General features: G+C 34.7%; 33 protein-coding genes and 1 tRNA gene. 30 read left to right on the top strand and 4 right to left on the bottom strand.

Translation table 11 applies throughout. The features are described from left to right. Window positions 1-156 precede the first annotated feature (156 nt). Entirely contained in the window at window positions 157-807 is a 651-nt protein-coding gene (locus DL91_RS01495; protein ID WP_048189939.1) for a TrkA family potassium uptake protein, read from the top strand. 49 nt (window positions 808-856) lie between these two features. On the opposite strand, the gene cobQ is transcribed toward DL91_RS01495, so the two are convergent. Next, window positions 857-2,350, bottom strand: coding sequence for a cobyric acid synthase CobQ (cobQ, locus tag DL91_RS01500; RefSeq protein ID WP_048192294.1), 1,494 nt, complete (start codon window positions 2,348-2,350; stop codon window positions 857-859). 537 nt (window positions 2,351-2,887) lie between these two features. Here cobQ and lonB point away from each other — a divergent pair. The 3 genes from lonB to DL91_RS01515 all read left to right on the top strand — a co-directional run bounded on the left by lonB (window position 2,888) and on the right by DL91_RS01515 (window position 7,449). Next, window positions 2,888-4,804 (top strand): ATP-dependent protease LonB, encoded by a 1,917-nt coding sequence (lonB, locus tag DL91_RS01505; protein WP_048189940.1) that lies wholly within the window; start codon window positions 2,888-2,890, stop codon window positions 4,802-4,804. A gap of 324 nt (window positions 4,805-5,128) precedes the next feature. Next, window positions 5,129-6,715 carry a DEAD/DEAH box helicase gene (locus DL91_RS01510; RefSeq protein ID WP_048189941.1) on the top strand — a complete coding sequence of 529 codons (1,587 nt, stop codon included), beginning with the start codon at window positions 5,129-5,131 and terminating at the stop codon, window positions 6,713-6,715. Between the two features lie 149 nt (window positions 6,716-6,864). Beyond that, on the top strand, window positions 6,865-7,449 hold the full coding sequence (locus DL91_RS01515; RefSeq protein ID WP_048189942.1) for a hypothetical protein: 585 nt from the start codon (window positions 6,865-6,867) through the stop codon (window positions 7,447-7,449). Window positions 7,450-7,536: 87 nt separating this feature from the next. Here the strand turns inward: DL91_RS01515 and DL91_RS13270 are convergent, their stop codons facing one another. Both DL91_RS13270 and DL91_RS01520 read right to left on the bottom strand, forming a co-directional pair. Continuing rightward, window positions 7,537-7,683: a hypothetical protein gene (locus tag DL91_RS13270; protein ID WP_156095880.1), complete on the bottom strand. Its 147-nt coding sequence runs from the start codon at window positions 7,681-7,683 to the stop codon at window positions 7,537-7,539. Between the two features lie 286 nt (window positions 7,684-7,969). Beyond that, entirely contained in the window at window positions 7,970-8,836 is an 867-nt protein-coding gene (locus DL91_RS01520; RefSeq protein WP_048189943.1) for a ribose-phosphate diphosphokinase, read from the bottom strand. A gap of 206 nt (window positions 8,837-9,042) precedes the next feature. On the opposite strand from DL91_RS01520, the gene hypA reads away from it, so the two are divergent. Both hypA and hypB read left to right on the top strand, forming a co-directional pair. Beyond that, window positions 9,043-9,429, top strand: coding sequence for a hydrogenase maturation nickel metallochaperone HypA (hypA, locus tag DL91_RS01525; RefSeq protein WP_048189944.1), 387 nt, complete (start codon window positions 9,043-9,045; stop codon window positions 9,427-9,429). Further along, window positions 9,422-10,075, top strand: coding sequence for a hydrogenase nickel incorporation protein HypB (gene hypB / locus DL91_RS01530; protein ID WP_048189945.1), 654 nt, complete (start codon window positions 9,422-9,424; stop codon window positions 10,073-10,075). The genes hypA and hypB overlap by 8 nt, the downstream gene beginning before the upstream one ends. Before the next feature lie 78 nt (window positions 10,076-10,153). Here the strand turns inward: hypB and DL91_RS01535 are convergent. Next, window positions 10,154-10,226 (bottom strand) — tRNA-Ala (locus DL91_RS01535). Between the two features lie 67 nt (window positions 10,227-10,293). Between DL91_RS01535 and DL91_RS01540 the strand changes: the two genes are divergently transcribed. The 24 genes from DL91_RS01540 (at window position 10,294) to DL91_RS01650 (ending at window position 24,855) form a co-directional block, all read left to right on the top strand. Continuing rightward, on the top strand, window positions 10,294-10,785 hold the full coding sequence (locus DL91_RS01540; protein WP_048189946.1) for a GNAT family N-acetyltransferase: 492 nt from the start codon (window positions 10,294-10,296) through the stop codon (window positions 10,783-10,785). Window positions 10,786-10,923: 138 nt separating this feature from the next. Beyond that, entirely contained in the window at window positions 10,924-11,385 is a 462-nt protein-coding gene (locus DL91_RS01545) for a DUF1890 domain-containing protein (protein ID WP_048189947.1), read from the top strand. Window positions 11,386-11,387: 2 nt separating this feature from the next. Then, entirely contained in the window at window positions 11,388-11,693 is a 306-nt protein-coding gene (locus DL91_RS01550) for a DUF1894 domain-containing protein (protein WP_048189948.1), read from the top strand. A gap of 73 nt (window positions 11,694-11,766) precedes the next feature. Further along, the gene (locus DL91_RS01555) at window positions 11,767-12,762 is read left to right on the top strand and encodes a methionine synthase (protein ID WP_369792043.1); all 996 of its coding nucleotides are present in this window, start codon (window positions 11,767-11,769) and stop codon (window positions 12,760-12,762) included. After that, window positions 12,753-13,370, top strand: a complete 618-nt coding sequence (locus tag DL91_RS01560; RefSeq protein WP_048189949.1) for a thymidylate synthase — start codon at window positions 12,753-12,755, stop codon at window positions 13,368-13,370. The genes DL91_RS01555 and DL91_RS01560 overlap by 10 nt, the downstream gene beginning before the upstream one ends. Before the next feature lie 176 nt (window positions 13,371-13,546). After that, the gene (gene mch / locus DL91_RS01565; protein WP_048189950.1) at window positions 13,547-14,509 is read left to right on the top strand and encodes a methenyltetrahydromethanopterin cyclohydrolase; all 963 of its coding nucleotides are present in this window, start codon (window positions 13,547-13,549) and stop codon (window positions 14,507-14,509) included. 155 nt (window positions 14,510-14,664) lie between these two features. Continuing rightward, window positions 14,665-15,123 (top strand): riboflavin synthase, encoded by a 459-nt coding sequence (ribC, locus tag DL91_RS01570; RefSeq protein WP_048189951.1) that lies wholly within the window; start codon window positions 14,665-14,667, stop codon window positions 15,121-15,123. A 97-nt stretch (window positions 15,124-15,220) separates the two neighbouring features. Continuing rightward, entirely contained in the window at window positions 15,221-15,541 is a 321-nt protein-coding gene (locus tag DL91_RS01575) for a carboxymuconolactone decarboxylase family protein (protein WP_048189952.1), read from the top strand. Between the two features lie 284 nt (window positions 15,542-15,825). Further along, window positions 15,826-16,371: a 50S ribosomal protein L15e gene (locus DL91_RS01580; protein WP_048189953.1), complete on the top strand. Its 546-nt coding sequence runs from the start codon at window positions 15,826-15,828 to the stop codon at window positions 16,369-16,371. Between the two features lie 3 nt (window positions 16,372-16,374). After that, complete coding sequence (locus DL91_RS01585) at window positions 16,375-16,794, top strand: RNA-binding protein (protein WP_048189954.1); 420 nt, start codon at window positions 16,375-16,377, stop codon at window positions 16,792-16,794. Then, window positions 16,772-17,497 (top strand): ribonuclease P protein component 3, encoded by a 726-nt coding sequence (rnp3, locus tag DL91_RS01590; RefSeq protein WP_231551349.1) that lies wholly within the window; start codon window positions 16,772-16,774, stop codon window positions 17,495-17,497. Before DL91_RS01585 ends, rnp3 begins: the two co-directional genes overlap by 23 nt. Before the next feature lie 90 nt (window positions 17,498-17,587). Beyond that, window positions 17,588-17,977: an Rpp14/Pop5 family protein gene (locus tag DL91_RS01595; RefSeq protein WP_048189955.1), complete on the top strand. Its 390-nt coding sequence runs from the start codon at window positions 17,588-17,590 to the stop codon at window positions 17,975-17,977. 112 nt (window positions 17,978-18,089) lie between these two features. Beyond that, entirely contained in the window at window positions 18,090-18,839 is a 750-nt protein-coding gene (gene psmA, locus DL91_RS01600) for an archaeal proteasome endopeptidase complex subunit alpha (RefSeq protein WP_048189956.1), read from the top strand. 3 nt (window positions 18,840-18,842) lie between these two features. Then, on the top strand, window positions 18,843-19,535 hold the full coding sequence (locus tag DL91_RS01605) for a ribosome assembly factor SBDS (RefSeq protein ID WP_048189957.1): 693 nt from the start codon (window positions 18,843-18,845) through the stop codon (window positions 19,533-19,535). 51 nt (window positions 19,536-19,586) lie between these two features. Beyond that, entirely contained in the window at window positions 19,587-20,516 is a 930-nt protein-coding gene (gene rrp4 / locus DL91_RS01610; protein WP_048189958.1) for an exosome complex RNA-binding protein Rrp4, read from the top strand. 36 nt (window positions 20,517-20,552) lie between these two features. Continuing rightward, the gene (gene rrp41, locus DL91_RS01615; RefSeq protein WP_231551479.1) at window positions 20,553-21,269 is read left to right on the top strand and encodes an exosome complex exonuclease Rrp41; all 717 of its coding nucleotides are present in this window, start codon (window positions 20,553-20,555) and stop codon (window positions 21,267-21,269) included. A gap of 1 nt (window position 21,270) precedes the next feature. Further along, window positions 21,271-22,062: an exosome complex protein Rrp42 gene (gene rrp42 / locus DL91_RS01620; protein ID WP_048189960.1), complete on the top strand. Its 792-nt coding sequence runs from the start codon at window positions 21,271-21,273 to the stop codon at window positions 22,060-22,062. A 132-nt stretch (window positions 22,063-22,194) separates the two neighbouring features. Beyond that, a complete protein-coding gene (gene rpl37A / locus DL91_RS01625; RefSeq protein ID WP_048189961.1) occupies window positions 22,195-22,464 on the top strand; it encodes a 50S ribosomal protein L37Ae in 270 nt (89 codons plus the stop codon). A 1-nt stretch (window position 22,465) separates the two neighbouring features. After that, complete coding sequence (locus DL91_RS13020) at window positions 22,466-22,597, top strand: DNA-directed RNA polymerase subunit P (protein WP_081882563.1); 132 nt, start codon at window positions 22,466-22,468, stop codon at window positions 22,595-22,597. Between the two features lie 10 nt (window positions 22,598-22,607). Then, the gene (locus tag DL91_RS01630) at window positions 22,608-23,102 is read left to right on the top strand and encodes a Brix domain-containing protein (protein ID WP_048189962.1); all 495 of its coding nucleotides are present in this window, start codon (window positions 22,608-22,610) and stop codon (window positions 23,100-23,102) included. 1 nt (window position 23,103) lies between these two features. Further along, window positions 23,104-23,388 carry a KEOPS complex subunit Pcc1 gene (locus DL91_RS01635; RefSeq protein WP_081882564.1) on the top strand — a complete coding sequence of 95 codons (285 nt, stop codon included), beginning with the start codon at window positions 23,104-23,106 and terminating at the stop codon, window positions 23,386-23,388. A gap of 79 nt (window positions 23,389-23,467) precedes the next feature. Beyond that, window positions 23,468-23,833: a prefoldin subunit beta gene (locus DL91_RS01640; RefSeq protein ID WP_048189963.1), complete on the top strand. Its 366-nt coding sequence runs from the start codon at window positions 23,468-23,470 to the stop codon at window positions 23,831-23,833. After that, complete coding sequence (locus DL91_RS01645; RefSeq protein WP_048189964.1) at window positions 23,830-24,093, top strand: DUF3194 domain-containing protein; 264 nt, start codon at window positions 23,830-23,832, stop codon at window positions 24,091-24,093. The genes DL91_RS01640 and DL91_RS01645 overlap by 4 nt, the downstream gene beginning before the upstream one ends. A gap of 81 nt (window positions 24,094-24,174) precedes the next feature. After that, window positions 24,175-24,855 carry a HisA/HisF family protein gene (locus tag DL91_RS01650; RefSeq protein ID WP_048189965.1) on the top strand — a complete coding sequence of 227 codons (681 nt, stop codon included), beginning with the start codon at window positions 24,175-24,177 and terminating at the stop codon, window positions 24,853-24,855. Window positions 24,856-24,876: the final 21 nt, after the last annotated feature.

Genomic DNA, 24,876 nt, shown 5'->3' on the forward strand with positions numbered 1-24,876 from the left:
AATGTGAATATCAATTTTAATAATTTTCAGAATTAGTATGGGTATATATGTAACTTTGTTCAAAGAATGAAAAGATTTCTTAAAGAATTAATTAAATCTTATAAACATTTATTAAATTAATATTAATCAGCTAAATTTATAAATAACGGTGAAACCATGTATATAGTTATAATGGGTGCGGGAAGGGTAGGTCTGACTCTGGCAACTTCATTAGTTGCAGTGGGTCATGATGTAACCCTCATTGAAAATGATTCTGATTTATGTGGTAACGCTGCAAGAGAGCTTGACGCATTGGTGATATGTGGAAATGGTACTGATATAAAAACTCTTTTAGAGGCTAACATTGCTGATGCAAATGTTTTTGTTGCAGCAACTGGAAATGATGAGGCAAATCTACTTTCCTGTATTCTTGTTAAGGATTACAATATTTCAAAAGTTATTGCAAGGGTTAGTAACCCTGATCATAATAATGCCTTCCGTAAGGTTGGGATAGATGTGGTTGTAAGTCCAGAGCTTACTGCAGCAGGCTATCTAGAAAAGCTAATCACACGACCCAAGATAGCAGACTTGATAGTAATTGGAAAGGGAAATGCTGAACTACTTGAACTCAGTGTGGATAATGCTAAGATGGTTGGAAAAAAGATTGGGGATATCAGTCCAACAGATGATTATATTATTGCAGCAATCCATAAGAATGGGGAAATAAAAATTCCAAAAGATGGTATGATGCTAAAAAAAGGAGATAGAATATCTATTTTAGCAAAAACAAAAGCAATTAAGGCAGTTACCAAAAAGTTTACAAAATAGGACATTAATAACTACATATATCCATAAAATCTAATTTTTAAATATTTTTTTATCTAATTTTTTTATCAAAAATTTCCATATCAATATTCTCTCCAAATATCTCTGCCAATCTTTCGATTGAGAAATTTTTCATTTCAACGAAATCATCCCGATCAAACCCTAGTTTTTCATAACCCTTAGAAATTCTTAAATAATCTGTGAAAAACCTTCTAAAATGAAAATTATGAAATATTCCATGAAAGTAGGTTCCTGCAGTTAAACCATTTACAGCACCATCAAAACCTGATTCAGAGTTGTTACCACATCCCTCAGCAACCTCCAAAAGGGGTTTTGAATTTCTAAGATAAGATAGTCCTTCATGAAGTTCGTAACCCTTTATAATGTTCCCATTCACGCATTCAAACATCCCTTCATCAAGTACTTTACCTTGGCTCTGGGTAACTATTTTTTCTACTTCTCCAAACCTTGTTTGAACATCGAGAAGTGCTAAACCTTTCACACTCCCATATTTGGATTCCTTAAAATTATCATCTATGATATCGTTGCCCAATATTTGATAGCCTCCACATATTCCGAAAATTGGAATTTTGGAGGACAGACTTTTAATTTCATCGGCTAGTCCAGATTCTTTTAGTGCAACTAGGTCGCTAACACTGTTTCTTGTGCCAGGAATAATCAATGCATCAACATCACCAATTTCATCACACATTTCAATTAACTTTATTGAAACATCGGGTTCATATTCCAAAGGATCTATGTCAGTGAAGTTGGATATCCTCGGCAGCCTCATTACCCCAATTTTTATCCTACCATCAGATGAGTATTTGTGTTCAGATAATGAAGCTGAATCTTCTTCAGGGAGTTTAAGGCTGTCATCGTACGGTAAAACACCTAGTACTGGAACTCCCACAATGTCTTCTATCTGGCGTATTCCCGGCATTAGTATGTCAAGATTTCCCCTGAATTTGTTGATAATAATCCCTTTGATCCGTTCCCTATCCTCTTCGGGTAGAAGAGAGAATGTGCCTGCAATTGATGCAAAAACTCCGCCACGATCAATGTCTGCAACCAGAATAACATCTGCATCGGCCATTCTTGCAATTTGCATATTTGCAAGGTCTTTGTCCAACATGTTTATTTCTGCAGGAGAACCAGCACCTTCAATTACAATAATGTCATAATCTTTCTTTAAAGCTTCAAGGGAGCTTTCAATGGCTTCAAGTGCTTCTTTTCTAAAATTGTTCTGGTAATGGTAGAAGTTCATGTCTCCGGCGGGTTTTCCATGTACAATTACTTGGGAGATAAAATCTTCTTTAGGTTTAAGAAGTATTGGATTCATATTATATGATGGTTCAACCCCAGCAGCCTCTGCTTGGATAACTTGGGCCATTGCAATCTCTGCATTTTCATTCGTTGTGTAAGAATTAAGTGACATATTCTGAGATTTAAAGGGTGCAACTTTGTAACCTCTTTTTGCATATGTCCTGCACAGTGCAGTGACCACAACACTTTTACCTGCATTAGAAGAGGTTCCCTGTACCATTATACATGTTTTTTTGTTTTCAGGATGCAATTTTGGCCTCCAATAATTTGAATATTATAAATATTATTTTAATTTTTTTTAGTAAACTAATTGCAACTTGAGATCATTTATTTTTTTACCATTTAATACATGATGCATGACTCTAAAATTGTTAGTTAAATTCAGTTAATTTTTATGATATATAATATATTAATTCAGAGCTTAACATTAAAAATAGTTATTATGGGTATATTCTCTTGAATTAAACTTTGTAAATTATTATTTTTTTTTATACAACCCGATTTATACTTTAGAAGCATGATAACAATTTATCAATTCATATATGATTTTACCTTAACCCATGCTTTTATATACCTGAAGTTACTAAAATAAAAAAAAAATTATGTAGAAAAAAACTATAAATGATACAATAAATAATATTTGAAAATTCAAAAGACAAATCTAATATACAAGATCGTGTAATATATTATCAACAGTATAGCTTAAAAAACACGTTGATTTTTGTATTATGCAAAATTCAGGAGGCTGTCATAGATTATGGCAAATTCAAATTCAAATTCAAACAGTTCATTCAAAGAAAAGCTTGATTTCAGAAGTTATAAATCTTCGGGAGATATAGATGTCCCTGATAGAATAATCGATCAGATTATCGGCCAGGAAGAGGCTGTTGAGACCGTTTTCAAGGCAGCGAAACAAAGAAGAAATGTACTTTTAATTGGGGAGCCTGGAATAGGTAAATCAATGCTTGCAAAGGGAATGGCAGAACTTCTGCCACCTGAAGAACTCCAAGACATCTTAGTATATCCTAATATGGAAGACAATCACAATCCGCTCATTGGTGCAATGCCTGCTGGTGAGGGTAAAAAGGTTGTAATGAACTACAAAATTAAGGCCAAGGGTCAAGAAGAAAAGAAAAACATGTTCATGATGGTTATAATAGGGTTTATTATCATCGTGGGGTTCATATTACAGAAATATCTTGAAGCCATCATAGCTGCAGGAATTGTTCTACTTGTTATGATGCAAATGAAACCTCGTAGTACTGTTATGGTTCCAAAACTTCTTGTAAATAATGAAAGCAAGAATACTGCACCATTTATAGACGCAACAGGTTCACATGCAGGAGCATTATTAGGTGATGTGAGGCATGACCCTTATCAGTCAGGAGGGCTTGGAACACCCGCACACGAACGTGTTGAGGCGGGAATGATACACCGTTCCAACAAGGGAGTATTATATGTTGATGAGATTGGAACCTTGAAAATGAAAACGCAGCAGGAACTCTTAACAGCCATGCAGGAGAAAAAATACTCCATAACTGGACAGAGTGAAACCAGCAGTGGTGCAATGGTACGTTCACAGGAAGTACCTTGTGATTTTGTTTTAGTTGCATCTGGAAATCTCCAAGTTCTAGAAGGAATGCACATTGCATTGCGTTCAAGAATAAGGGGTTATGGTTACGAAGTATTTATGAAGGATTCCATGCAGGACACACCAGAAAATCGTGATAAATTGGTTCAATTCATTGCTCAAGAAGTTAAAAAGGATGGTAGAATACCTCACTTTAGCAGAGAAGCTGTTGCAGAAATAATTCGTGAAGCACAGAGAAGAGCAGGTAAAAAAGATTCATTAACACTTAAACTAAGAGATCTTGGAGGTCTTGTAAGGGCAGCTGGTGACATTGCTAAAGGTGAAGGTGCAGACAGCGTTACAATAGCTCATGTTATTAGTGCTAAAAAACTTGCAAGAACACTCGAACAACAGATCGCTGATAGATACATAGTTCAGAGGAAAAAGTACAGTGTCTTCAAATCTGAGGGAAGCGAAGTTGGAAGGGTGAACGGCCTGGCAATAATAGGTGATCGTAGCGGTATATTACTCCCAATAGCTGCAGAATCAGCTCCTGCACAGAGTAAGGATGAAGGTAAAATTATAGCAACTGGTAAACTGGGAGAAATTGCTAAGGAAGCAGTTCAGAACGTTAGTGCTTTGATTAAAAAGAATACTGGTACTGATATATCCAATCATGATATACACATACAGTTCCTTCAGGCATACGATGGTGTTGAAGGAGACAGCGCAAGTGTATCAATTGCAACAGCAGTTGTATCTGCACTTGAAAACGTTCCAGTAGACCAATCAGTTGCATTAACAGGATCATTAAGTGTTAGGGGAGATGTTATGCCTGTAGGTGGAGTTACCGGTAAAATTGAAGCTGCTGCTGAGGCAGGAATGAAAAAGGTTCTTATACCTGCTGCTAATATGGATGATGTTATGATCGAGGAAAGATACAAGAATAAGATTGAAGTCATTCCAGTAGAGAATATGAGCGACGTATTAGAACATGCACTTATAGGTAATGGTAAAGAAGGTCTCATTGAAAAGATGAAGAAAATAACTGATATAGTTCCAAAGGGAATACTTCAGAAACCACATAAACCAGTAACCCACTGAGGATTAATTAAATTGTATATAACGAAAGGATTTCCTTTCATTTTTTTTAAATTTTTAAATTTATAATATATTTGAGTCTTTATTTTTTCAGATATTTTTCAACAATTCTACATATCCGGATTTTACATAGTATTATAAGTGTGGATAACAAATATTTTACAATAGGATTAATTTATTGAATAAAAATTAAAAGTTGATCCTGGATTCAAATTAATTTAGTAGGTACTAATTTTTGATATCAAAGATTTAAATTCGAAAGATAACATTTTGAGCGTATAAAGCCTATTTTTTTATTGGATTCCGGGAAGGTAAAAGGAAGATAAAATGGAAAAACTTAGATTTAAAGATTTAGATATATCTAGCGAGATACAGAGAGCTGTTGAAGACATGGGATTCGAGGAGGCCACTCCGATTCAATCTCTTGCAATACCACATGTTCTAAAGGGAAAAGACGTTACTGGTCAGGCCCAGACAGGAACAGGTAAAACAGCAGCCTTTGGAATACCAATACTGGAGATGGTTGACCCATCCGAAAGGGATCTCCAGGCAGTTATACTGTGTCCAACCAGAGAACTTGCCATTCAAGTTGCAGAAGAACTGAAAAAACTATCAAAATACATGAAGAGAGTTTCTGTATTACCCATATATGGTGGCCAGCCAATAGATAGGCAGATTAAAGCACTTAAAAAGGGTGTGCAAATTATAATAGGCACACCTGGTAGAGTGATGGATCATATGAGGCGTGGAACCTTAGATATGGGAAAAGTTAAAGTTTTAGTTCTTGACGAAGCCGATGAAATGCTTGATATGGGATTCAGAGAAGATATAGAGTTTGTTTTGGATTACATACCTGATGAGAGACAGATACTTCTTTTCTCAGCAACAATGTCTCCAGATATTTTGTACATAACTCGAAGATATCAGGATGACCCTGAATTTTTGAAAGTTGTACCCAAGGAACTTACAGTACCAGAAACCGAGCAGATCTATTTTGAAGTGAAAGAAAAAATGAAATTAGATGTACTTTCACGCGTTCTAGACATTAGCGACTTTAAATTATCTCTTGTCTTTTGTAACACCAAAAGAAGAGTTGACAAACTTGTAAGCCACCTTCAAATAAGGGGATATGCTGCTGATGGTCTTCATGGAGACATGAGTCAGAGACAGAGGGATAGTGTAATGTCCAAGTTCCGATCAGGAAATATTGAGATCCTAGTTGCTACAGATGTTGCTGCACGTGGAATAGATGTTGAAAATGTAGAAGCAGTTTTCAACTATGATGTGCCAAATGATGATGAATACTACGTTCACAGAATAGGAAGAACAGGAAGAGCAGGTAAAACTGGTATTGCTTATACTTTTGTTTCAGGAAAAGAAGTTTATCAACTAAGGGACATAATGCGGTACACAAAAACTAAGATCGAACAACAGCAGATACCATCCATTAGTGATGTCCAAGAGATCAAAACAACCAACTTCCTCGAGAAGATTAAACGAATAATAAACAATGAAAAACTCGATAAAGAAGTTCATATGGTTGAGAAGATGATGGCAGAAGACTACAGTTCAGTAGAAACAGCTGCAGCTCTTTTAAGGATTGTTATGGAAAAATCAGGCAACAGTCCTCAGGCATCAGCTGAAGAATTCGGAGATACTGGTGCAGGATCAGGACATGTTCGATTCTTTATTAACATAGGAAGAAAGGACAGGGCTAAAGCAAGGGATATTATAAAAGCTATAGCCGATAGGACCGGACTTTCAAGCGGTTCCATTGGAAAAATAGATGTATTCGACAAGTTTTCATTTGTTGAAGTACCTCAAGCCAGTGCTAGCGAAGTAATTTCTTCTATGCGTGGAGCAAAAATCAAGGGCAGATCAGTTAATATGGAGCCTGCTAACAAAAGAAGTTAGGGATGTCTCATCCTAAAATCTTTATTTTTTTTATGATACCATAAGATTAAAACAAATCAAAAATTATCCACTTTGAATAAGAATTTGTTGCATTGAAATTATTTGAATTTTTATTTTATTAAATGAACTAAACTGAAGAGGTTAGTTAAATGTTGAAAAGAAAAGATTTAAAGGGAAAGTGGCACAGTCCAGTCATTGAAACAATTGAGAATCCAGATGGAAGTGTAATGTATATTGAACGGGAAGCTATTTTTATTGATGATAATTGGGATATATTCATAAGATCCTTCCTGGATGAAGAGGGTAAAGTACCATTTTTCACTATTCATGCTAAAGGAAATTATACACTGGGAGATGAATCTCTTGATCTGGAAGGAGCAGTACATGTGGACTTTAATAATAGGGCTAGATATGTGACAGCCCATATGCAATCACTTGTTGATATGTTAAACGAGACAAGCCCATTTGATGGAGAGTGGATGATAGATCTTGAACACGATGTAAGCTCAAAAGGTTGTGTACTGGTACCTTCAGTTGAAACATGTCCTGTTGAATATGATGTTATTAAAATTCAGGGAAATGAAATTTACTTTGGAGATTTCACAGAAGAACAGAAAGAAGATATTAAAAAATTCGCACATGGTGATATGAATCCTTCAGAAGGATCAGTTGGAATATGTAGCACAGAAAACAGGCCTCGCCAACTAATAAAATATCCTCTGGTTAAGGAATAATACTATTAATTATTTTCATGTATTAATTCTATTTTTTTTAATTATTTGTAAGCATATCTTATTTTATGTAAATTTAAAACATAAATTTTACCATGCAACTGCAATTATGGCCGTTACAGTTATTATGAAACTGATAGCTAGTATTTTTAAAGTTGCAATATCTAATTTTCGTGCTAATTCCTCATTACCACCCTTAAAGTATCTTATTGAAAATGCAGATTCAAGTAAACACAATGCAATAATGAATAAACATATGCAGTTATTAAATGTCCAACAGTGATAATTCCTGCAGGGGCTAAATTTGTTATAGAACCATGTTGGTTATACCAACAAACATAGCACTTCCCTCCATTGAAAACCTTCCCTGATAGGATAATATTAGAAGTAATCCTGCAAATACTGCTATAAATTTGAGGATGTCAAAATGTAATTAACGTAAATAATCAATAGTGAAAGTTAGGAAATTCAATTACAATAATAATTATATGAAACTGATAATTAAAAATAAAAAATATAATTTTTATTCGTATTTTTTCAAATAGCCTGCAACAGAAGAAGCAACTGATATGGTACTTACATCAGATTTAAGCGTATCTGTGGCGAATACATCATCGACTCCTGCAGCAAATATTTTTAAAAGAGCATCTTCAACAAGTACCGGATGAACACACCCAACTACAACTTTATTTGCTCCAAGATCCCTCAATATTTTGGATGCATTAACAATTGTGCCACCGGTACTAATAATATCGTCAATAATTACAACATTTCTATCTGCAACATCTAGATTTTTAAGTTTAGTTTCCACTTTTTCTGGTGATATCCTTGTTTTTTCAAGATAATCACATTCACATTTCAATATTCCTGAAACTTCCTCTGCAAATCCAAGCGCGCCTTTGTCAGGTCCTATAATTATTGGATCATCAATCGTTTCCTTGATATAATTGGCTATCATAGGCATTGCAGATATTTCATGAACAGGAATGTTGAAAAATTGTTTAATATTTTTTTCATGAAGATTAACAGAATATATTTCTGAAGCACCAGCTGCTTCAAGTAGTTCGGCTATTATAACCGCTGAAACTGCTTCTCCACTCTTAAATCTACGTTCCTGCCTACCATAACCAAAGTAAGGAATCACAACTCTGGTCCGTTCTACGCCCAAGCTTTTAAGATTTTTAAGTAACAGGAATAACTCTATAAGGTTTTCATCCTGAGGATATCCTGTTGATTGTATCACAACAACTTCCTTTGGAACTTCACCTTTTACCCGTATATAACGTTCCCCATCAGGGAACCGTCTGGTTTCAATTGGACTTAACTTTTCTTCTAAACTCCAAGCAACTTTAGCAGCAAGTTTCTGTGATGCAGATCCTCCTATTATCAAAAAGACCACCTTTTCCTGTTGGTATAATCATTGTAATCATCAATGTAACTTTTAATAGTCATAAACTTAAATTATTTCAACCAGTATTTATCTGTTGAGTTAATAATCCGAATCATTTATTCAATATTTGTTAACTTTATTAATAAGCTTCCCATAATAGTAGGACATAATCAATAGGAACAATAATTACATTATGAGGTGGCTTAATGCACGAACTTTCAATGGCCGACGCTATGGTTAAGACCGTACTGGACGTAGCAGAAAAAAATGATGCTACAGAAGTAATAGAAGTAACTATAGAAGTTGGAAAACTCACAATGCTCAATCCTGAGCAGTTAAAATTTCTTCTGGATGTCCTTGTTGAAAACACCCTACTTGAGGGTGCAGAGATCAATATAGATGAGATCCCAGTCGAGTTAAATTGTAATTTATGTGAATACAATGGATTAGCAGATATGGATGATTCTGATCATTATTTAGCAATTGTTAAATGTCCTGAATGTGGTGAAAGAGATGTGGAGATAACTGCAGGTAGGGAATGTAACGTTAAAAATATCAAAATAGAAAAAGAAGAGGGGGATGAAGATGCATAAAGTTGCAGATATAGAAATTCAGCATGATATTATGGTTGCAAACCGTAAACTTGCCGAAAGAAATCAAAAAATTCTCGACAAAGCAGATGTATTTGCAGTGGATGTTTTAGGTGCAATAGGATCGGGAAAAACTTCACTTATTGAAATACTTATACAGAAGATGGATCACAAAATAGGAGTCATAGCTGGTGATGTTATAAGTAAATTCGATGCAGGAAGATTTGAAAAATATAATATACCTGTTGTTGGACTTAACACCGGAAAAGAATGCCATCTTGATGCTCATTTAGTTGAACATGCTTTTGGTGATATGCAACTTGAAGATATTGATTTACTTTTCATTGAAAATGTTGGAAACCTGATATGTCCAGTTGACTTTGATCTAGGATCACATATTCGGATGGTAGTAATAAGCGTGAGTGAGGGCGACGATACAGTTGAAAAGCATCCATTAATATTTAAAGATGCTGATCTTGTGGTTATCAACAAAGTAGACATTGCAGATGCAGTAGGTGCAGACCAAGATAAGATGGTTGCGGATGTTAAAGAACTTAATCCTAAAGTAAAAGTAATAAAAAGCAGTCTTAAAACAGGTCAGGGTCTTGAGGAAATAATAAAATCAATTGAAGGATTTATGGATAATTAAGATGCATATGTCTTTTTAATAATTACTTTTTTTTAAATAAAAATGATATAAATGGAGATATATTATTCATAAAAGAAATGGACTGGCCGGGATTTGAACCCGGGGCCTCCGCCATGCCAAGGCGACACTCTACCACCTGAGCTACCAGCCCGCATATCAACATTGACCTAATGATATTTAAAGGTAAGTATTTAATGATTTAGGAAGTGAATTTCGTCATGACTGATTTTAAAATAAGGAATGTTAATGAAGAGGATTTCATTGAAATATCAAAGGTTGCAGAGAAATGCAGCCCAGTGACAACTGAAAGAAATGCTATTTATCATCTCTTTACCAAGTTCTTTAAAAACACCTCGCTGGTTGTTGAAAATGTTGAAAACGGGAATATATATGCATTTTTATTGGGTTTAATATCACAAAATGAACCGGAAAATGCATATATCCATCTTCTATGTGTTGATACACATTTCAGAGGGAAAAAATTCGCACCAAAACTAATTAATGAATTTATTCAAATTGTTTCAGAAGCAGGATCTACAAATATATCTCTCCTCAGCAAACCGTCCAACACCAATGCTATAAAATTTTATAACAAACAGGGTTTTATTTCAAAGAAATCAGATGAGACATTTGAAGAAAATAGTATAAATATATATAAAGATTATGATGGTCCCGACCAAGATAAAATTATTTTTTATAAATTTATTTAATCATTTTTTGAAGTATAAATCACATTTTTTTTATATATCATCCAACCCATATTTGATATAGATACTTACAACACCATTTTTAAGTATAATTCTTAGTTAAATGGAATATATACAAATAATTAAAAAGGAGGAAATAGAATGAAAAAAGCTTTGATATTATTGGGATGTCCAGAAGCACCTTCTCAAACACCTCTTGCAATTTATACAACTTACTCACTCAAAAAAGCTGGTTATGAAGTTACAATTGCAAGTACTCCCTCTGCATCAAAATTGCTGGAGGTCTCAGATCCTGAGCAGTTCTATGTAAATAAGAGAGTTGACATTGAATCATGTCTTGAAAATCTTGAAGAAAATATGTACGATCTACTTGTTGGATTTGTTCACAAAGATGCAGCAGTATCCTATTTTGTAACATTTTATCATATTTTAAATACAAAATCACTAGCAATTGTATTTGAAAAGGATGCAAATCTCCTAGAAAAATTTGCTAATGATGTACAAGAAAATACAGATGCAAATATAATATCTGCAAGGGCCTATCACAATCCCACACCATTAAGAGTTAAAATTGACCGAGCAATTAAAGAATTGGAGGATTAAAAATGTCATTCTGTTTAGAATTACATCTACAGCAAACTGAAGATTATGAAATACTCCTATCAAAAGCAGGATTCAAAGAAGCTAAAAAGGTGATAGAGAGTCATTCACCTAAAATATTATACGTCAAACCCGGAGCTAAGGTGTTAGGTGCCCGAATTATTGGACTTCCCCCTATTCCAATAGGTATTGATGAATCAAAGGTTACAATAACTTTACCATATACAAAGCCGTGTCATGGTACTGCAGTTGTTGAATTACCAGTTAAAAAAGAGGAAATAGATAAAGTAAAAGCCATTGCAATAAAATAAATAGTTATAATGCGAATATATAAAATAAAATACAATATTATTCTGCTAATTTATTCAAAATATGGATATTAAGATGATTACAATGTTGACAACAGTTGTGGGAAGTTACCCGGCACAACCAAAGAAACCCCAATCAATAGGTTCCAAGATAACAAATGTATTTGGATCATATGATCAATATATCCCTGCCCTCGAACTTGCTGTGGAAGACCAGATAAATGCAGGTATAGATATCATATCCGATGGACAAGTCAGAGGGGACATGATAGAAATCTTTGCAGAAAATATAATAGGAATGGGTGTTGAGAAAGGTGTTCCAAAGATATTGGGAAAAATACGACCTGCAAACTATTCTCCAGGAGCTTCTGATCTTAAACTGGCATTAAAAAAAGCTCAAAGTATTTCAGCAGATTTTAAATATCCTAATATAACAGAATCTAAATTATTTAAGAAAAATGCTTTCAACACAAATTTTAAAGGAATAAAAGGGATTATAACCGGGCCAACAACTCTTGTTTTATCATGTAGAATAGAAGGATTTTATAATAAGGATAAAAAGGAAGAAATTATTACTGATATGGCAATAGCCCTTAAAACTGAGGCTAATGAGCTACAAAATGCCGGCGCTGCAGTAATTCAAATTGATGAGCCATTTTTATCAACAGGTGTTGCGGATCTAAATACTGCGAAAAAGGCATTGAAAATTATAACAGAGGATCTTAATATACCTGTTTCAATGCATGTATGTGGAGACATCGGGAAAATTTTAAATGATCTCTTAAAGTTTCCCGTTCAAATAATTGACTGTGAGTTTGCAGGAATTCCTTCCAATATCAATTCACTCGAACAGGAATATAATGGTTCTAAAAAAATAGGTTTTGGCTGCATTGATACTAAAAATAAAAATATTGAAAAGGTAGATCAAGTGAAGGACCTCATAAAAAAGGGAATAAATATTGTTGGAGAGGAAAATATGATTATTGATCCTGATTGTGGTATGAGAATGCTTTCAAGAGATACAGCACTGCTTAAACTTAAAACCATGAAGGAGGCAGTTGAATGGCTATAATGATCAAGGTTCCAACCATTAAAACTGGATGGGAATCCCTTGTAAAAAGAATTATGAAAAATGGTGTGGAAATAAAAGATGAAAGGGGTTCTGTGACCAAGGAGATTCTTAATACAATGGTGAATGTGAAGAATCCACTTGACCCAGAATCTCCTAAGGGTTATTTCTGGACGGGTGAAAAACTGGATAAATACTCTGAACAGTTTTTAAGCAGTGATAAACAAGGATTCATATATACATATGGTAACAGACTCAGAGAACACTTTGACGGTATAGATCAGATACAAGAAGCAATAAAACGGCTTAATAATTTTAAGGAATCCAGAAGAGCAATTTCTATTACATGGGATCCTGTTGTAGACACAAAAAATGATGAAGTTCCATGCATGATGTTAGTAGACTTTAAAATAAGAGATGGAAAACTACATACAACCGGACTTTGGCGGTCACATGATATTTATGGGGCATGGTTCCCTAATGCAGTTGGACTCAGCAATTTAGCTAAGTATGTTGCAGAAAAAGTAGGATCAGAAGTAGGAACATTAACCATACACTCAATAAGTGCACATATCTATGAAGTAAACTTTAAAGAGGCAGGAGAAGTTTAACTCATAAATATTCTTCTTACAATAATAATATATGAAAATATTCAAAACAAAAGGAAAATGAAAGATATTTTACCGTGATTAGCTAAAACAGAAATGTACAAATTAAAACTTTAATATTTATAAATATTTTTAGAAGTTTATTCAATTCTACTAAAATGAAAAAAATAGGTGAAACAATGGTAAGTGTCAATCTCGAAGCAAAAAAAACAGTAGATCAGATGATTGAAAATGCAGAAGAACTCAATATAGCAGTTTCAAAACTTGAAAATGGTTCAACAGTTATTGACTGTGGTGTTAATGTTTCAGGAAGTTTTAAAGCTGGCGAACTCTACACAAAGGTATGTCTAGGAGGGCTTGCCGAGGTGGGAATATCCATACCAGGAGACCTGTCTGAAAATTTTGCGATACCTTCTGTTAAGATAAAAACAAATTTCCCTTCAATATCCACACTCGGAGCACAGAAGGCAGGATGGTCTGTAAGTGTAGGAGATTTCTTTGCACTGGGTTCTGGACCTGCAAGAGCATTGGCTTTAAAACCTGCTGAAACTTATAAAGAAATAGGATACAAGGATGATGCAAATATAGCTATATTAACATTAGAAGCTGATAAATTACCTGGAGCCGATGTTGCAGATTCAATTGCATCAGACTGTAATGTATCTGCAGAAAATGTATTTCTACTGGTAGCTCCAACATCATCACTGGTTGGTTCAATACAAATAGCTGGAAGAGTTGTTGAAAATGGAACCTATAAAATGTTGGAATTTTTAAAATTTGATGTAAATAAGGTCAAATATGCTGCAGGCATAGCACCAATTGCTCCTGTTGATCCCGATGGACTCAAAGCAATGGGTAAAACCAACGATGCAGTTTTGTTTGGTGGTAGAACATATTATTATATAGAATCTGAGGAAGGTGATGATATTAAATCCCTTGCAGAACAGTTACCGTCCTCATCATCCGAAGGTTATGGAAAACCATTTTATGATGTGTTTAAGGAAGCTGAATTTGACTTCTACAAAATAGATAAGGGAATGTTCGCACCTGCAGAAGTAGTCATCAATGATCTCCGAACTGGAGAAATGTTCCGTGGTGGAGCAGTAAATGTTGAACTTCTAATGAAATCATTCGGGTTATAAAAGGTTCAAAATCCTTTTATTTTTTATTTTTATTATAACAATTCATTTTAGAATTCTATACTACAAATTAATTATAAAAAAGAATTATATTAAAATAGGATTGTAATTTTGTTTAATCTCAATACTTACTTAATATCCCTTAAACGGTGATAAATATGAAAATGGGAATATGTGATACTACATTTGCAAGATTTGACATGGCTGCAGCTGCTGTAGATCAAATAAAAGGTCAGATTACCAACATCACCTTTGTAAGGCGCACTGTACCTGGTGTTAAGGATCTGCCTGTGGCTTCGAAGAAACTTATAGAAGAGGAAGGCTGTGAATTAGTAATGGCATTTGGAATGCCCGGTCCTGAAGAGATGGATAAAATATGTGCTCATGAAGCATCAACAGGTATAATACAAGCCCAATTAATGACCAATACCCATATAATAGAAGTTTTTGTTCATGAAGATGAAGGCGAGAATGAAAAAGACCTTAAAGTCCTGGCTGAAAACCGTGCTAGACAACACGCAGATAATGTTATTAAAATGGTCTTCAAACCCGAAAAATTCATAAGAGAAGCTGGAATGGGAATGAGGGAAGGAAGAGAAAATAAGGGGCCTTTATAAAGACTTAATAACTCCATTAACATCTAAAGTTAAGTTTATATGAACTGAATAACAATATTATAATAGAGTAATATTGATCAAATCTTCAGGTGGTAATATGAAAGAAGAAGTATTTTTTAGTAAGGGAATGAAACACGTCAAGGAAGACTATCCAGATCTTTACGAAGCATCTATTAATTTGAATGATGTTTGTTATACTGGAAAGGTATTGGATTACAAGACACAAAAACTCATAGCAATTGGGATAGCTGCTGCGGCATCAGATGACAGGGCTGTTAAAAAACAGATATTTAGTGGTATGAAGGAACTTGATATAACCAAAGATGAAGTAGTAGACGTTTTAAGAGTGGTACTTCTATTAGCAGGTAAACCCGCTTTTACAAAGGGAATGAACGCTTTATACAATATAAAAGAATAAAATCTTATTTCATTATTTTTTGTATAATTTTTCATTTTTTTTGATGTATTCAAAATTTTTAGAGTTATTGCATTATTAAATTTTTAAGCCAAAAAAAAAGATTTTGAAAACAATTATTTTCATAGTAAGCTTTTTAAAGTAAGCGGATCAATATTGATCACCGCCAATTCTGGCGATTAAATCTAGTAAATAAAACTTGATTGCTTACATTGAAGTTATATACAACTTTTTTTGGGATAGTATCCCATGGATGTGGCGCAAGCTGAACAAAGAGGTGTTAAGTAATGTATAAATATATAAGAGATGCATGGAAGAATCCAGATAAGTCTTATGTTAAGGAACTCATGCGCACAAGAACTCCTATTTGGAGAAGACAAAGCGTTATAGTAAGAGTAGACAGGCCTACCAGGATTGATAGGGCTAGATCATTAGGTTATAAAGCCAAAAAAGGTTACATAGTTGTGAGAACTCGTGTCCGCCGAGGTGGAATGAGAAAATCAAGATTCACAGCAGGTAGAAAACCTAAAAGAATGGGTATTAAGAAAATAACCATGAAAAAATCCATTCAGAGAATCGCTGAAGAAAGAGTTGCCAGAAAATTCCCGAACCTCGAGGTATTAAACTCGTACTGGCTCTGGGAAGATGGAAAATTCAAATTCTATGAAGTAATTCTTGTTGATCCAAACCACCCTTCAATCAAGAACGACTCTAAAATCAACTGGATCTGTGAGAAACAGCACACCAATAGGGTGTTCAGAGGTCTCACAAGTGAAGGTAAAAAGACAAGAGGACTTCGCAGTAAAGGTAAAGGGGCCGAAAAGGTACGATAAGGTATGATCCATAACATCTCATATAGAGCATTCGTTTATGGAACAGAAAATAAGGAAAAAGTGTTAGAATCTATTATAACACTTTTTCCAAATTCATCCCCTCAATGTGAAGCAACTGAGGGATATTACAAAAATCCTGTTTTAATTTTAAGCAACAAAATCGATAAAAAAAGGGAAATAAAAGATTTTGTTAAAAAACTGTCCAAAATGAATGATCCTACTCGTAAAAGGATTTTACACCAGTTGGAAAATAAAATGGACGATTCTGGAAATTTATTTCTCAGGTTTGACAAACAGAGAGCATATCAAGGTGATCTGAAGGTTGTTGAACACGGAGATTCTATTAATTTAAAAATTAAAATAGCAGCATATCCAGCGAAAAAAAAGGTGGCATTGGAAATTGCAAGAAAGTTATTCGAATAGAAACCTTTCCAAGGATATGTTTTTTGATCTTCACGTTCATGGAAATGAGAACATAATAAAAGAAGCCGAGAGATTAGGGTTCACTGGAATTGCGGTAACACGTTATTTTGAAGATTATACTTCTAAATTTTTAAAGGAATTTGAAGATCTTGAGCTTAATTCAAACATATTGCTAAAAAAATCTGTTGAAATAGCTTGTAAAAATCCCGAAGACCTCAAAAAGAAAGTTAAAAAATCACGAAAAAAGGCTGATATTTTAATTGTAAAAGGCGGTGATCTTAAGGTCAACAGAGCTGCTTGCGAGGATAAACGTATAGATATACTTTCACAACCCTACAGATCAAGGAGAGACATGGGTATTAACCATGTTTTGGCAAGAAAGGCAGCAGAAAATTCTGTTGCAATAGAAATAAATCTTAAAACATTTCTTAAAACAAATTTAAGATATAGATACCGTGTAATAAGTCAGTTCAGACATATCGTAGATCTTCAAAGAAAATTCAAGTTTCCATTAATTATAACAAGTAGTGCAAGCTCAAAATATGATTTAAAAACTCCAATAGACATATTTGCACTTGCAAAGTGTTTCGGAATGACCTTTGAAGAATCATTTAAAGCCATTTCAATAACTCCTCGTGATATTATAGAAACCAATAATTTACGAGACTATTTCATAATAGAAGGCGTTAGAACATTAGAATAATGATCAAATTTATCCTAAATAATTCTTAATTATAACTCATTATATTTATTATACAAAATTCACTAATTAAAATACCATAGACTGATTTAAATGATTCAAAAGCTAAAAATACTCCCTCCAACTCTACGGGATAAAAAAAGATATGTTGCATTTGAAGTTACATCTCATGGATCACTTGGAAGAGATGATTTAATATCCATGATTTTAGATGCTTCATTATATCTCTATGGTGCATGTGGGGCAGGAAAGTTTGACCTCTGGGTAGTAAAGTTATGGCAATGCAAAACAGATATAAATTCCCCTAAAGGTATCAATGAATACCGAATGAAAGGAATATTACGCTGTAGAAGGGAAGAAATTGATTCTGTAATGGCCATAATTCCCACCATAACAAACTTTAGAGGGAAGCCAGTAGTTTTCCATACACTGGGAATTTCAGGAACCATTAAATCTGCAATAAAAAACTTTATTAAACTATAAGAATAAGATGAAATAATAGAATAATAGTTTGTAAACAAGTTTAGTAAGTTTAAAATTATTTTAATATTATAAATTCATTTCTTTACAGAAAAACTTTTAGAGAGGTATATGTATGCAACCGTTTCAAGGAGCAGGATACGACAGGGCTATAACAGTATTTAGCCCAGATGGAAGGTTATTTCAGGTTGAATATGCAAGAGAAGCTGTAAAAAGAGGTACAACTTCTTTAGGTGTTAAATCCGTTGGGGGCATCGTTCTTGTGGTTGATAAAAGACCAACAAGTAAACTTGTAGAACCAAAATCAATAGAAAAGATATTCCAGATAGATGACCATATAGGAGCAGCGACTTCTGGACTGGTGGCAGATGCAAGAGCGCTTGTTGAAAAAGCTAGAATGGAATCACAAATCAATAAAATAACCTATAATGAGCCAATACGTGTAGAAGGTTTGGCTAAAAAGATATGTGATATGAAGCAGATGTACACTCAACATGGTGGAGTAAGACCATTTGGATCTGCACTTATAATTGGTGGAGTAAACGAATCTGGATGCAAACTATTTGAAACAGATCCTAGTGGTGCTTTAATTGAATATAAGGCAACTGCTATAGGTGCCGGAAGACAGATTGCAATGGATGAATTCGAGAAAAAATACAGTGAAGACCTAAAACTGGATGAAGCAATAGAATTGGCTTTAGATGCAGTTTATGAGGCAACAGAAGGAAAAACCACCGTTGCAAGTGCCGAAATTGCAGTTATAGATGGAAAAGATAAAAAATTCAGAAAATTATCCGACGAAGAAATAACAGAACATGTGGAAGAACTCCTCATAAGGAAATCTAAGGAGGAGGAAGAGGAATAAAAAATGGTAACCCTTGAAGATGCAGTTATTGCGCGTTTGGAATATTTTGGGGAACATTTCGAAATCCTTGTTGATCCAGATCTTGCTTCAGATTTTAAAAGGGGCCAGGACATCAACATTGAGGATATCCTTGTAGTCGAAGAAATATTCAAGGATGCAAAAAAAGGTGATAAAGCATCTGAAGAAGCCATGATGAAGGCCTTCGACACAATTGATCATCTTGAAGTTGCAGCTGCTATTATCCACAAAGGCCAAATACAGCTGACAGCCCAGCAGCGGAAAGAAATGCAGGAAGAGAAGCGATTGAAGGTAATCTCAACCATAACGAGAGAGGCCATAAATCCCCAAACTAAACTTCCACACCCTGCAAGAAGAATTGAAATAGCCATGGAAGAAGCAAAAGTCCGTATTGACCCATTTAAAAGTATTGATGAACAAGTTAACACTACTTTAAAGGCCATTAGAACCAAAATTCCAATAAGATTTGAAAAAGTCAAGATAGCAATAAGGGTTCCCGGAGATTTCACAGGAAAAGTCTATGGAGCAATACCTGAATTTGGAAAGACAACCAAGGAAGAATGGCAACAAGATGGATCATGGGTTGCAGTTGTTGAGATACCTGGTGGTATGCAGGAAAATTTTTATAATAAACTCAATGAACTTACAAGAGGTCAAGTAGAGACAAAATTACTCTAATGGCAGATAAAACTATTCATTTTTTTGGCATTCCAGTAAAGGAGGCAGAATGTGATATTTGTAGAGGATAAAGAAATAGTAATTCCCGGAGATATTCTTGCAGACGAGGAATATCACTCCGGAAGAGGAACTTTCAAGGAAAATGATAAGGTGTGTTCGTCTCTTGTAGGTCTTGTAGCCATAAGGGATAAAAAAATCAGTGTAATACCCTTACAAAGCAAGTATATCCCAAAAAGAGGAGATGTTGTAATAGGGGAAGTAACGGATATAAGATTCTCAATGTGGAACTTGGATATAAATTCCCCATACTCTGGATTTTTACCTGCTTCAGATGTCTTTGGAAAGGAAAAAAGGGAACTTAACAGAACATTCGATGTCGGTGATGTTTTATTTTTAAGAGTAGTCGATGTTGATGAAGTAAAAAAGGTTAAACTTGGACTCAAAGGAAGGGGACTCGGAAAGTTCAGGGGAGGAATTCTTATAAATATCACTCCAACGAAAGTGCCCAGATTGATAGGCAAAAAGGGATCAATGATCAATATGATCAAGGATGAAACCCATTGCGAAGTAATTGTGGGACAAAACGGAGTAGTATGGGTTAAAGGAGAACCTTCAATGGAAAGAGTGGCTGAAAAAGTCATTAACATGATAGAAGAACAAGCCCATACATCTGGATTAACTGATAGGGTAAGGGACATGCTTGCAAGACTTCTTGGCCATGAACCAGAAGAATCAGAAACTGAGGAATCAGAAGAATTAGAAACTGAGGAATCAGAAGAATCAGAAGAATTAGAAACTGAGGAATCAGAAGAATCAGAAGAATTAGAAACTGAGGAATCAGAAGAATCAGAAGAATTAGAAACTGAGGAATTAGAAACTGAAGAAACTGAGGAATCAGAGGAAGACGAATCAAAAGAATTTGAACCCGAATCCGTAGAATCTGAAGAACCGGATGAAGAAGAAGAATGTAAAGAGGAATAAATGGAATTAATCCAAAAATAAGGGGTGATTATCATTATAACCAATACTAATCTAAACACCGGTACAGAAACCAGTGCAAGAGCCAATAATAGGGCTTTTGATGAATTGAGAAACTTAAAAATAGAAGCAGGAGTACTTGAAAGGGCTGATGGATCAGCTTACCTTGAAATTGGGGGTAACAAAGTACTTGCTGCGGTTTATGGCCCAAGAGAACTTTTTGTAAGACGTTTAATGCAACCTAACCGGGCTGTTTTAAGATGTAAATACAATATGGCACCATTTTCAGTAGATGACAGAAAAAGGCCCGGACCCGACAGGAGATCGGTGGAGATATCTAAAATAACATCAGAAGCACTTACTCCAGCAGTTTTCCTTGAAAAATTCCCACGTTCAACAATAGATGTTTATATAGAAGTTCTTGAAGCTGAAGGCGGAACAAGATGTGCAGGCATAACAGCTGCTTCAGTTGCACTTGCAGATGCAGGCATTCCAATGAGGGATATGGTTGTTGCTTGTGCAGCAGGAAAATCAGATGGCAACGTTGTTCTCGACTTATCTGAAGTTGAAGATAAAGAGGGAGAAGCAGATCTTCCAATTGCATTGATGCCAAGAACAGGTGAAATTACACTTCTACAGATGGATGGACACCTCACAGGGGATGAATTTGAAAAGGCCCTTGACCTTGCAATAGGTGGCTGCATGAAGATAAGTGAAGAACAGAAAAAAGCCATAAAAAACAGGTATGGTGATTAATATGGTCCGTATAGTTCCAGAAATCATAAAAGAAAGCGTAACCAATCTCGTAAAGAACGGAGAGAGAACAGATGGAAGAGCCTTCGATGAATACAGGGATATATCGGTAGAACCTGGAATAATTGAGAAGGCAGAAGGATCTGCAAGGGTTAAAATTGGAAATACACAGATAATGATCGGTGCAAAACCACAGTTAGGATCACCTTTCAGTGACACACCCAATGTTGGAGTTCTAATGACCAACACTGAACTTTTACCAATGGCAGCACCTAACTTCGAATCAGGACCACCAGATGAAAATTCAGTAGAGCTTTCAAGGGTTACTGACAGATGCATAAGAGAAGGAAAGGTTCTTGATCTCGAAAAACTATGTGTAGTTGAAGGGGAAAAAGTTTGGATGATATTCCTGGATCTCCATGTACTGGACTACGATGGTAATCTAATGGATGCAGCAGTATTGGGAAGTGTTGCAGCACTTATGAACGCTAAAATCCCCACAGCCAAACTTGAGGGTGATGAAATTGTTCTTGACTACGATAACATGATACCATTACCAATCAATGAAAAAGCCTTAATGTGCACATTTGCCAAGATTGGTGGAGAACTTCTTATTGACCCTTCACTCGAGGAAGAGGAGATAATGGGCGCACGCTTATCAATAGGTATGACTGAAGATGGCAGTATATGTGCTATGCAGAAAGGTGGAGCTGAATCTTTGAACAAGGAAGAAATTTTAAAAGCAGTTTCCATTGCAAAGATTAAAACAGCAGAACTTAGAACACACCTTCCATAGATGCATTTATAACTAGTGATGTGCAAATTTATTGATCTGAACATTCATAATTGAAATTTTCATTAATTTTTTTTTATGAATAAATTTCTCATAAACAAATTCAAAAATATTAAAATAATCTAGGTGAATAACATGGCAAGAACAAAGAAAGTGGGTATAACCGGAAGATTCGGTGCAAGGTACGGTAGAAAAGCCAAGAGGACAGTTAAATCAATAGAAGAAAACATGAAGAGGGATCATGTATGTCCTCAATGTGACAGGCCTGCAGTACGCAGAGTTTCAGCAGGAATATGGAAATGCAGGAAATGTGGAAATGTATTTACAGGCGGAGCATATCTTCCAACAACCCCTATGGGTAAAACAGCTGCAAGGAACATAAAGAGGATAGTTGGAGGTTTATAAATTGTACAAATGTGGAAAATGCGGTACTTTAGTCGATATCAAGGGTTATACAGAATCTAAATGTCCAAGCTGTAGATACAGGATTCTTTTTAAGGAAATACCGCCTGTAAGGCGTAGCATCAAAGCTAAATAATCCGGTAACTATGTTGATTACAACGTCTAGGAAGCCCTCTCAGCGAACAAGATCCTTCTGCAAAGGTCTTGTAAGGGTTCTAAACTCAAGTTACATAAACCGGGGAAAGATGAGCATCCGTGACGTTCTAATAAAATCTTCTGAACTAGGAAATAATACAATTGCAGTAGTATCAGAAATGAAGGGTAATCCCAGTAGGATAGATTTCCAGAATGAAGAAGGTGAAGTAATCTTTTCAATGGATGTTACAGTTGGAATTCCAAATTCCAATGCAAGCTCCAAGGGCAAGGTTCAATCTGAAGAATTGAAATTACGTTCTGAGATCCCTGAACTCAACCAACTTGGAAATATATTGGATATACCCCCATTCATAGAAGATTCAGAAATAAAAAATATCCTTTTTATAAGGACGGGTGACGAGAAAAAAAAGGCTATTATCGAATTTATTGGTAGTAACGGTATGGAAACAGGTCCAAAGATTTTTGTTAAGGAATGGAGGACATAAATTGGAATATTCCAATGAATCTGACATTCTTACAGGTATTGAAACAGAACTTGAAATCGAATTTAATACCACCAAAGAAGCAGAAATTGTCTTAAAATCAATCAAACCCGAAATAAATGGATCTCCATCTGACAGAACAACTGTTAGTATTGATATTCATGAAAATACATTAAGGATAACTATCGATGCTCAGGATTCAGCATCTTTTAGAGCATCATTGAATTCATATTTAAGATGGATAAAATTGTCATATGAAGTGATAAATCTTAAAAATGAGTATTTATGATTAATAAAGTATTATTACATATTAAATTTGAATAAAAAAATTTATATGAACCTTTTTTAAGGTTTAATGAGGTGATAAAATGGAACTTCCTAAAAACATCCAACATCAAATACAACAATTCCAACAGGCACAACAACAAGCTCAGGCAATTACAATGCAGAAACAGAGCGTTGACATGCAGATAAAAGAAACTGAAAAAGCTTTAGAAGAACTTAAAAAGGTAGAAGGAGACACAGACGTCTACAAAACTGCAGGAAATCTTCTTATTAAAGTAAATCAAGAAGAAGTAACCGTAGAACTTGAAGATAAAATTGAAACTCTCAAACTTCGAGAAAAATCAGTTAAACGTCAGGAAGAACGTATAATGGCCAAACTCCAGGAAATGCAGACAACTATACAAGAAGCAATGCAGGGATCAGGAATGTCCCAGGGGTTAGGTAATTGAGGAAACTTTCAGATCAAGAACTTGATGAAATTTCCGAACTTGCAGTTAAATCTGCAGAAAATTTCATCTATTCAAAGATTCCAAAAAAAGAAGTTCTAGATCTTGATATAAAGGTCGAACTTGACTATCATGAGGGTTTGGATGTTGATATTAATGTTGACATTCAATTCGATCCTTTATCCAAACCAGATGATGGAATAGCAGAAGATGCTGTAGATTATGCTATTACTGAAATAGACAGTTATATTGCAAAGAATTAAATTTTTACACGATTTTTTCTAATTTATTTAATAAATTTTCTCAAATCATTCTAAAAAACTCTATAATTTGGAATAGTTGCCATGATAATACCTGTACTCGACTTGAAAAAGGGTGAAGCAGTATCTGGAAAATCAGGAATGAGGGAAACATACAAACCATTAAAAACAGTTTTCCATGATTCATCAGATCCTGTTTCTATTACACAAGCACTCAAAGATGAGGGATACAAACGCATTTATATTGCAGATTTAGATGCAATAAATGGGTCCGGCTCCAACTTACAAATTGCAGGGGAAATAAATAATATTCTTCCTGTTATGTTAGATTCAGGAGTAAACAGTTTTAAAGAGATTGAAAAAATCCTTGACACTGTGAATAAAGTTATAATAGCAACAGAAACCATTAAAAGTCTTGATGATCTTGATATAATATTTTCCCAAAGTTTAAAGCAAGACCTTGTAATGAGTGTGGATGTTAAAGACGGACATATTCTGGGTAAATATATAAAATCAGACTTTAAGGGGGTACTAAGAAAAATACAAAAGATTAAGCCTTTGGAGGTCATTCTTTTGGATATTTCTAGGGTTGGTACTGTTAAGGGCTTTGATCATGCACTCATTGATAGTTTCAATGGTATTGAATCCGAATTAATTCTAGGTGGAGGTATTACAGCCGAAGATATAAAAGAATTAAATGTTTTAGGAGTTCAAAACTTCCTGGTTGGAACAGCACTTCACAAAGGGATCATCAATCATTACTAATACTCATTTTACAGTATTACT

This window comes from Methanobacterium sp. SMA-27 (assembly GCF_000744455.1).
Lineage (GTDB): Archaea > Methanobacteriota > Methanobacteria > Methanobacteriales > Methanobacteriaceae > Methanobacterium_B.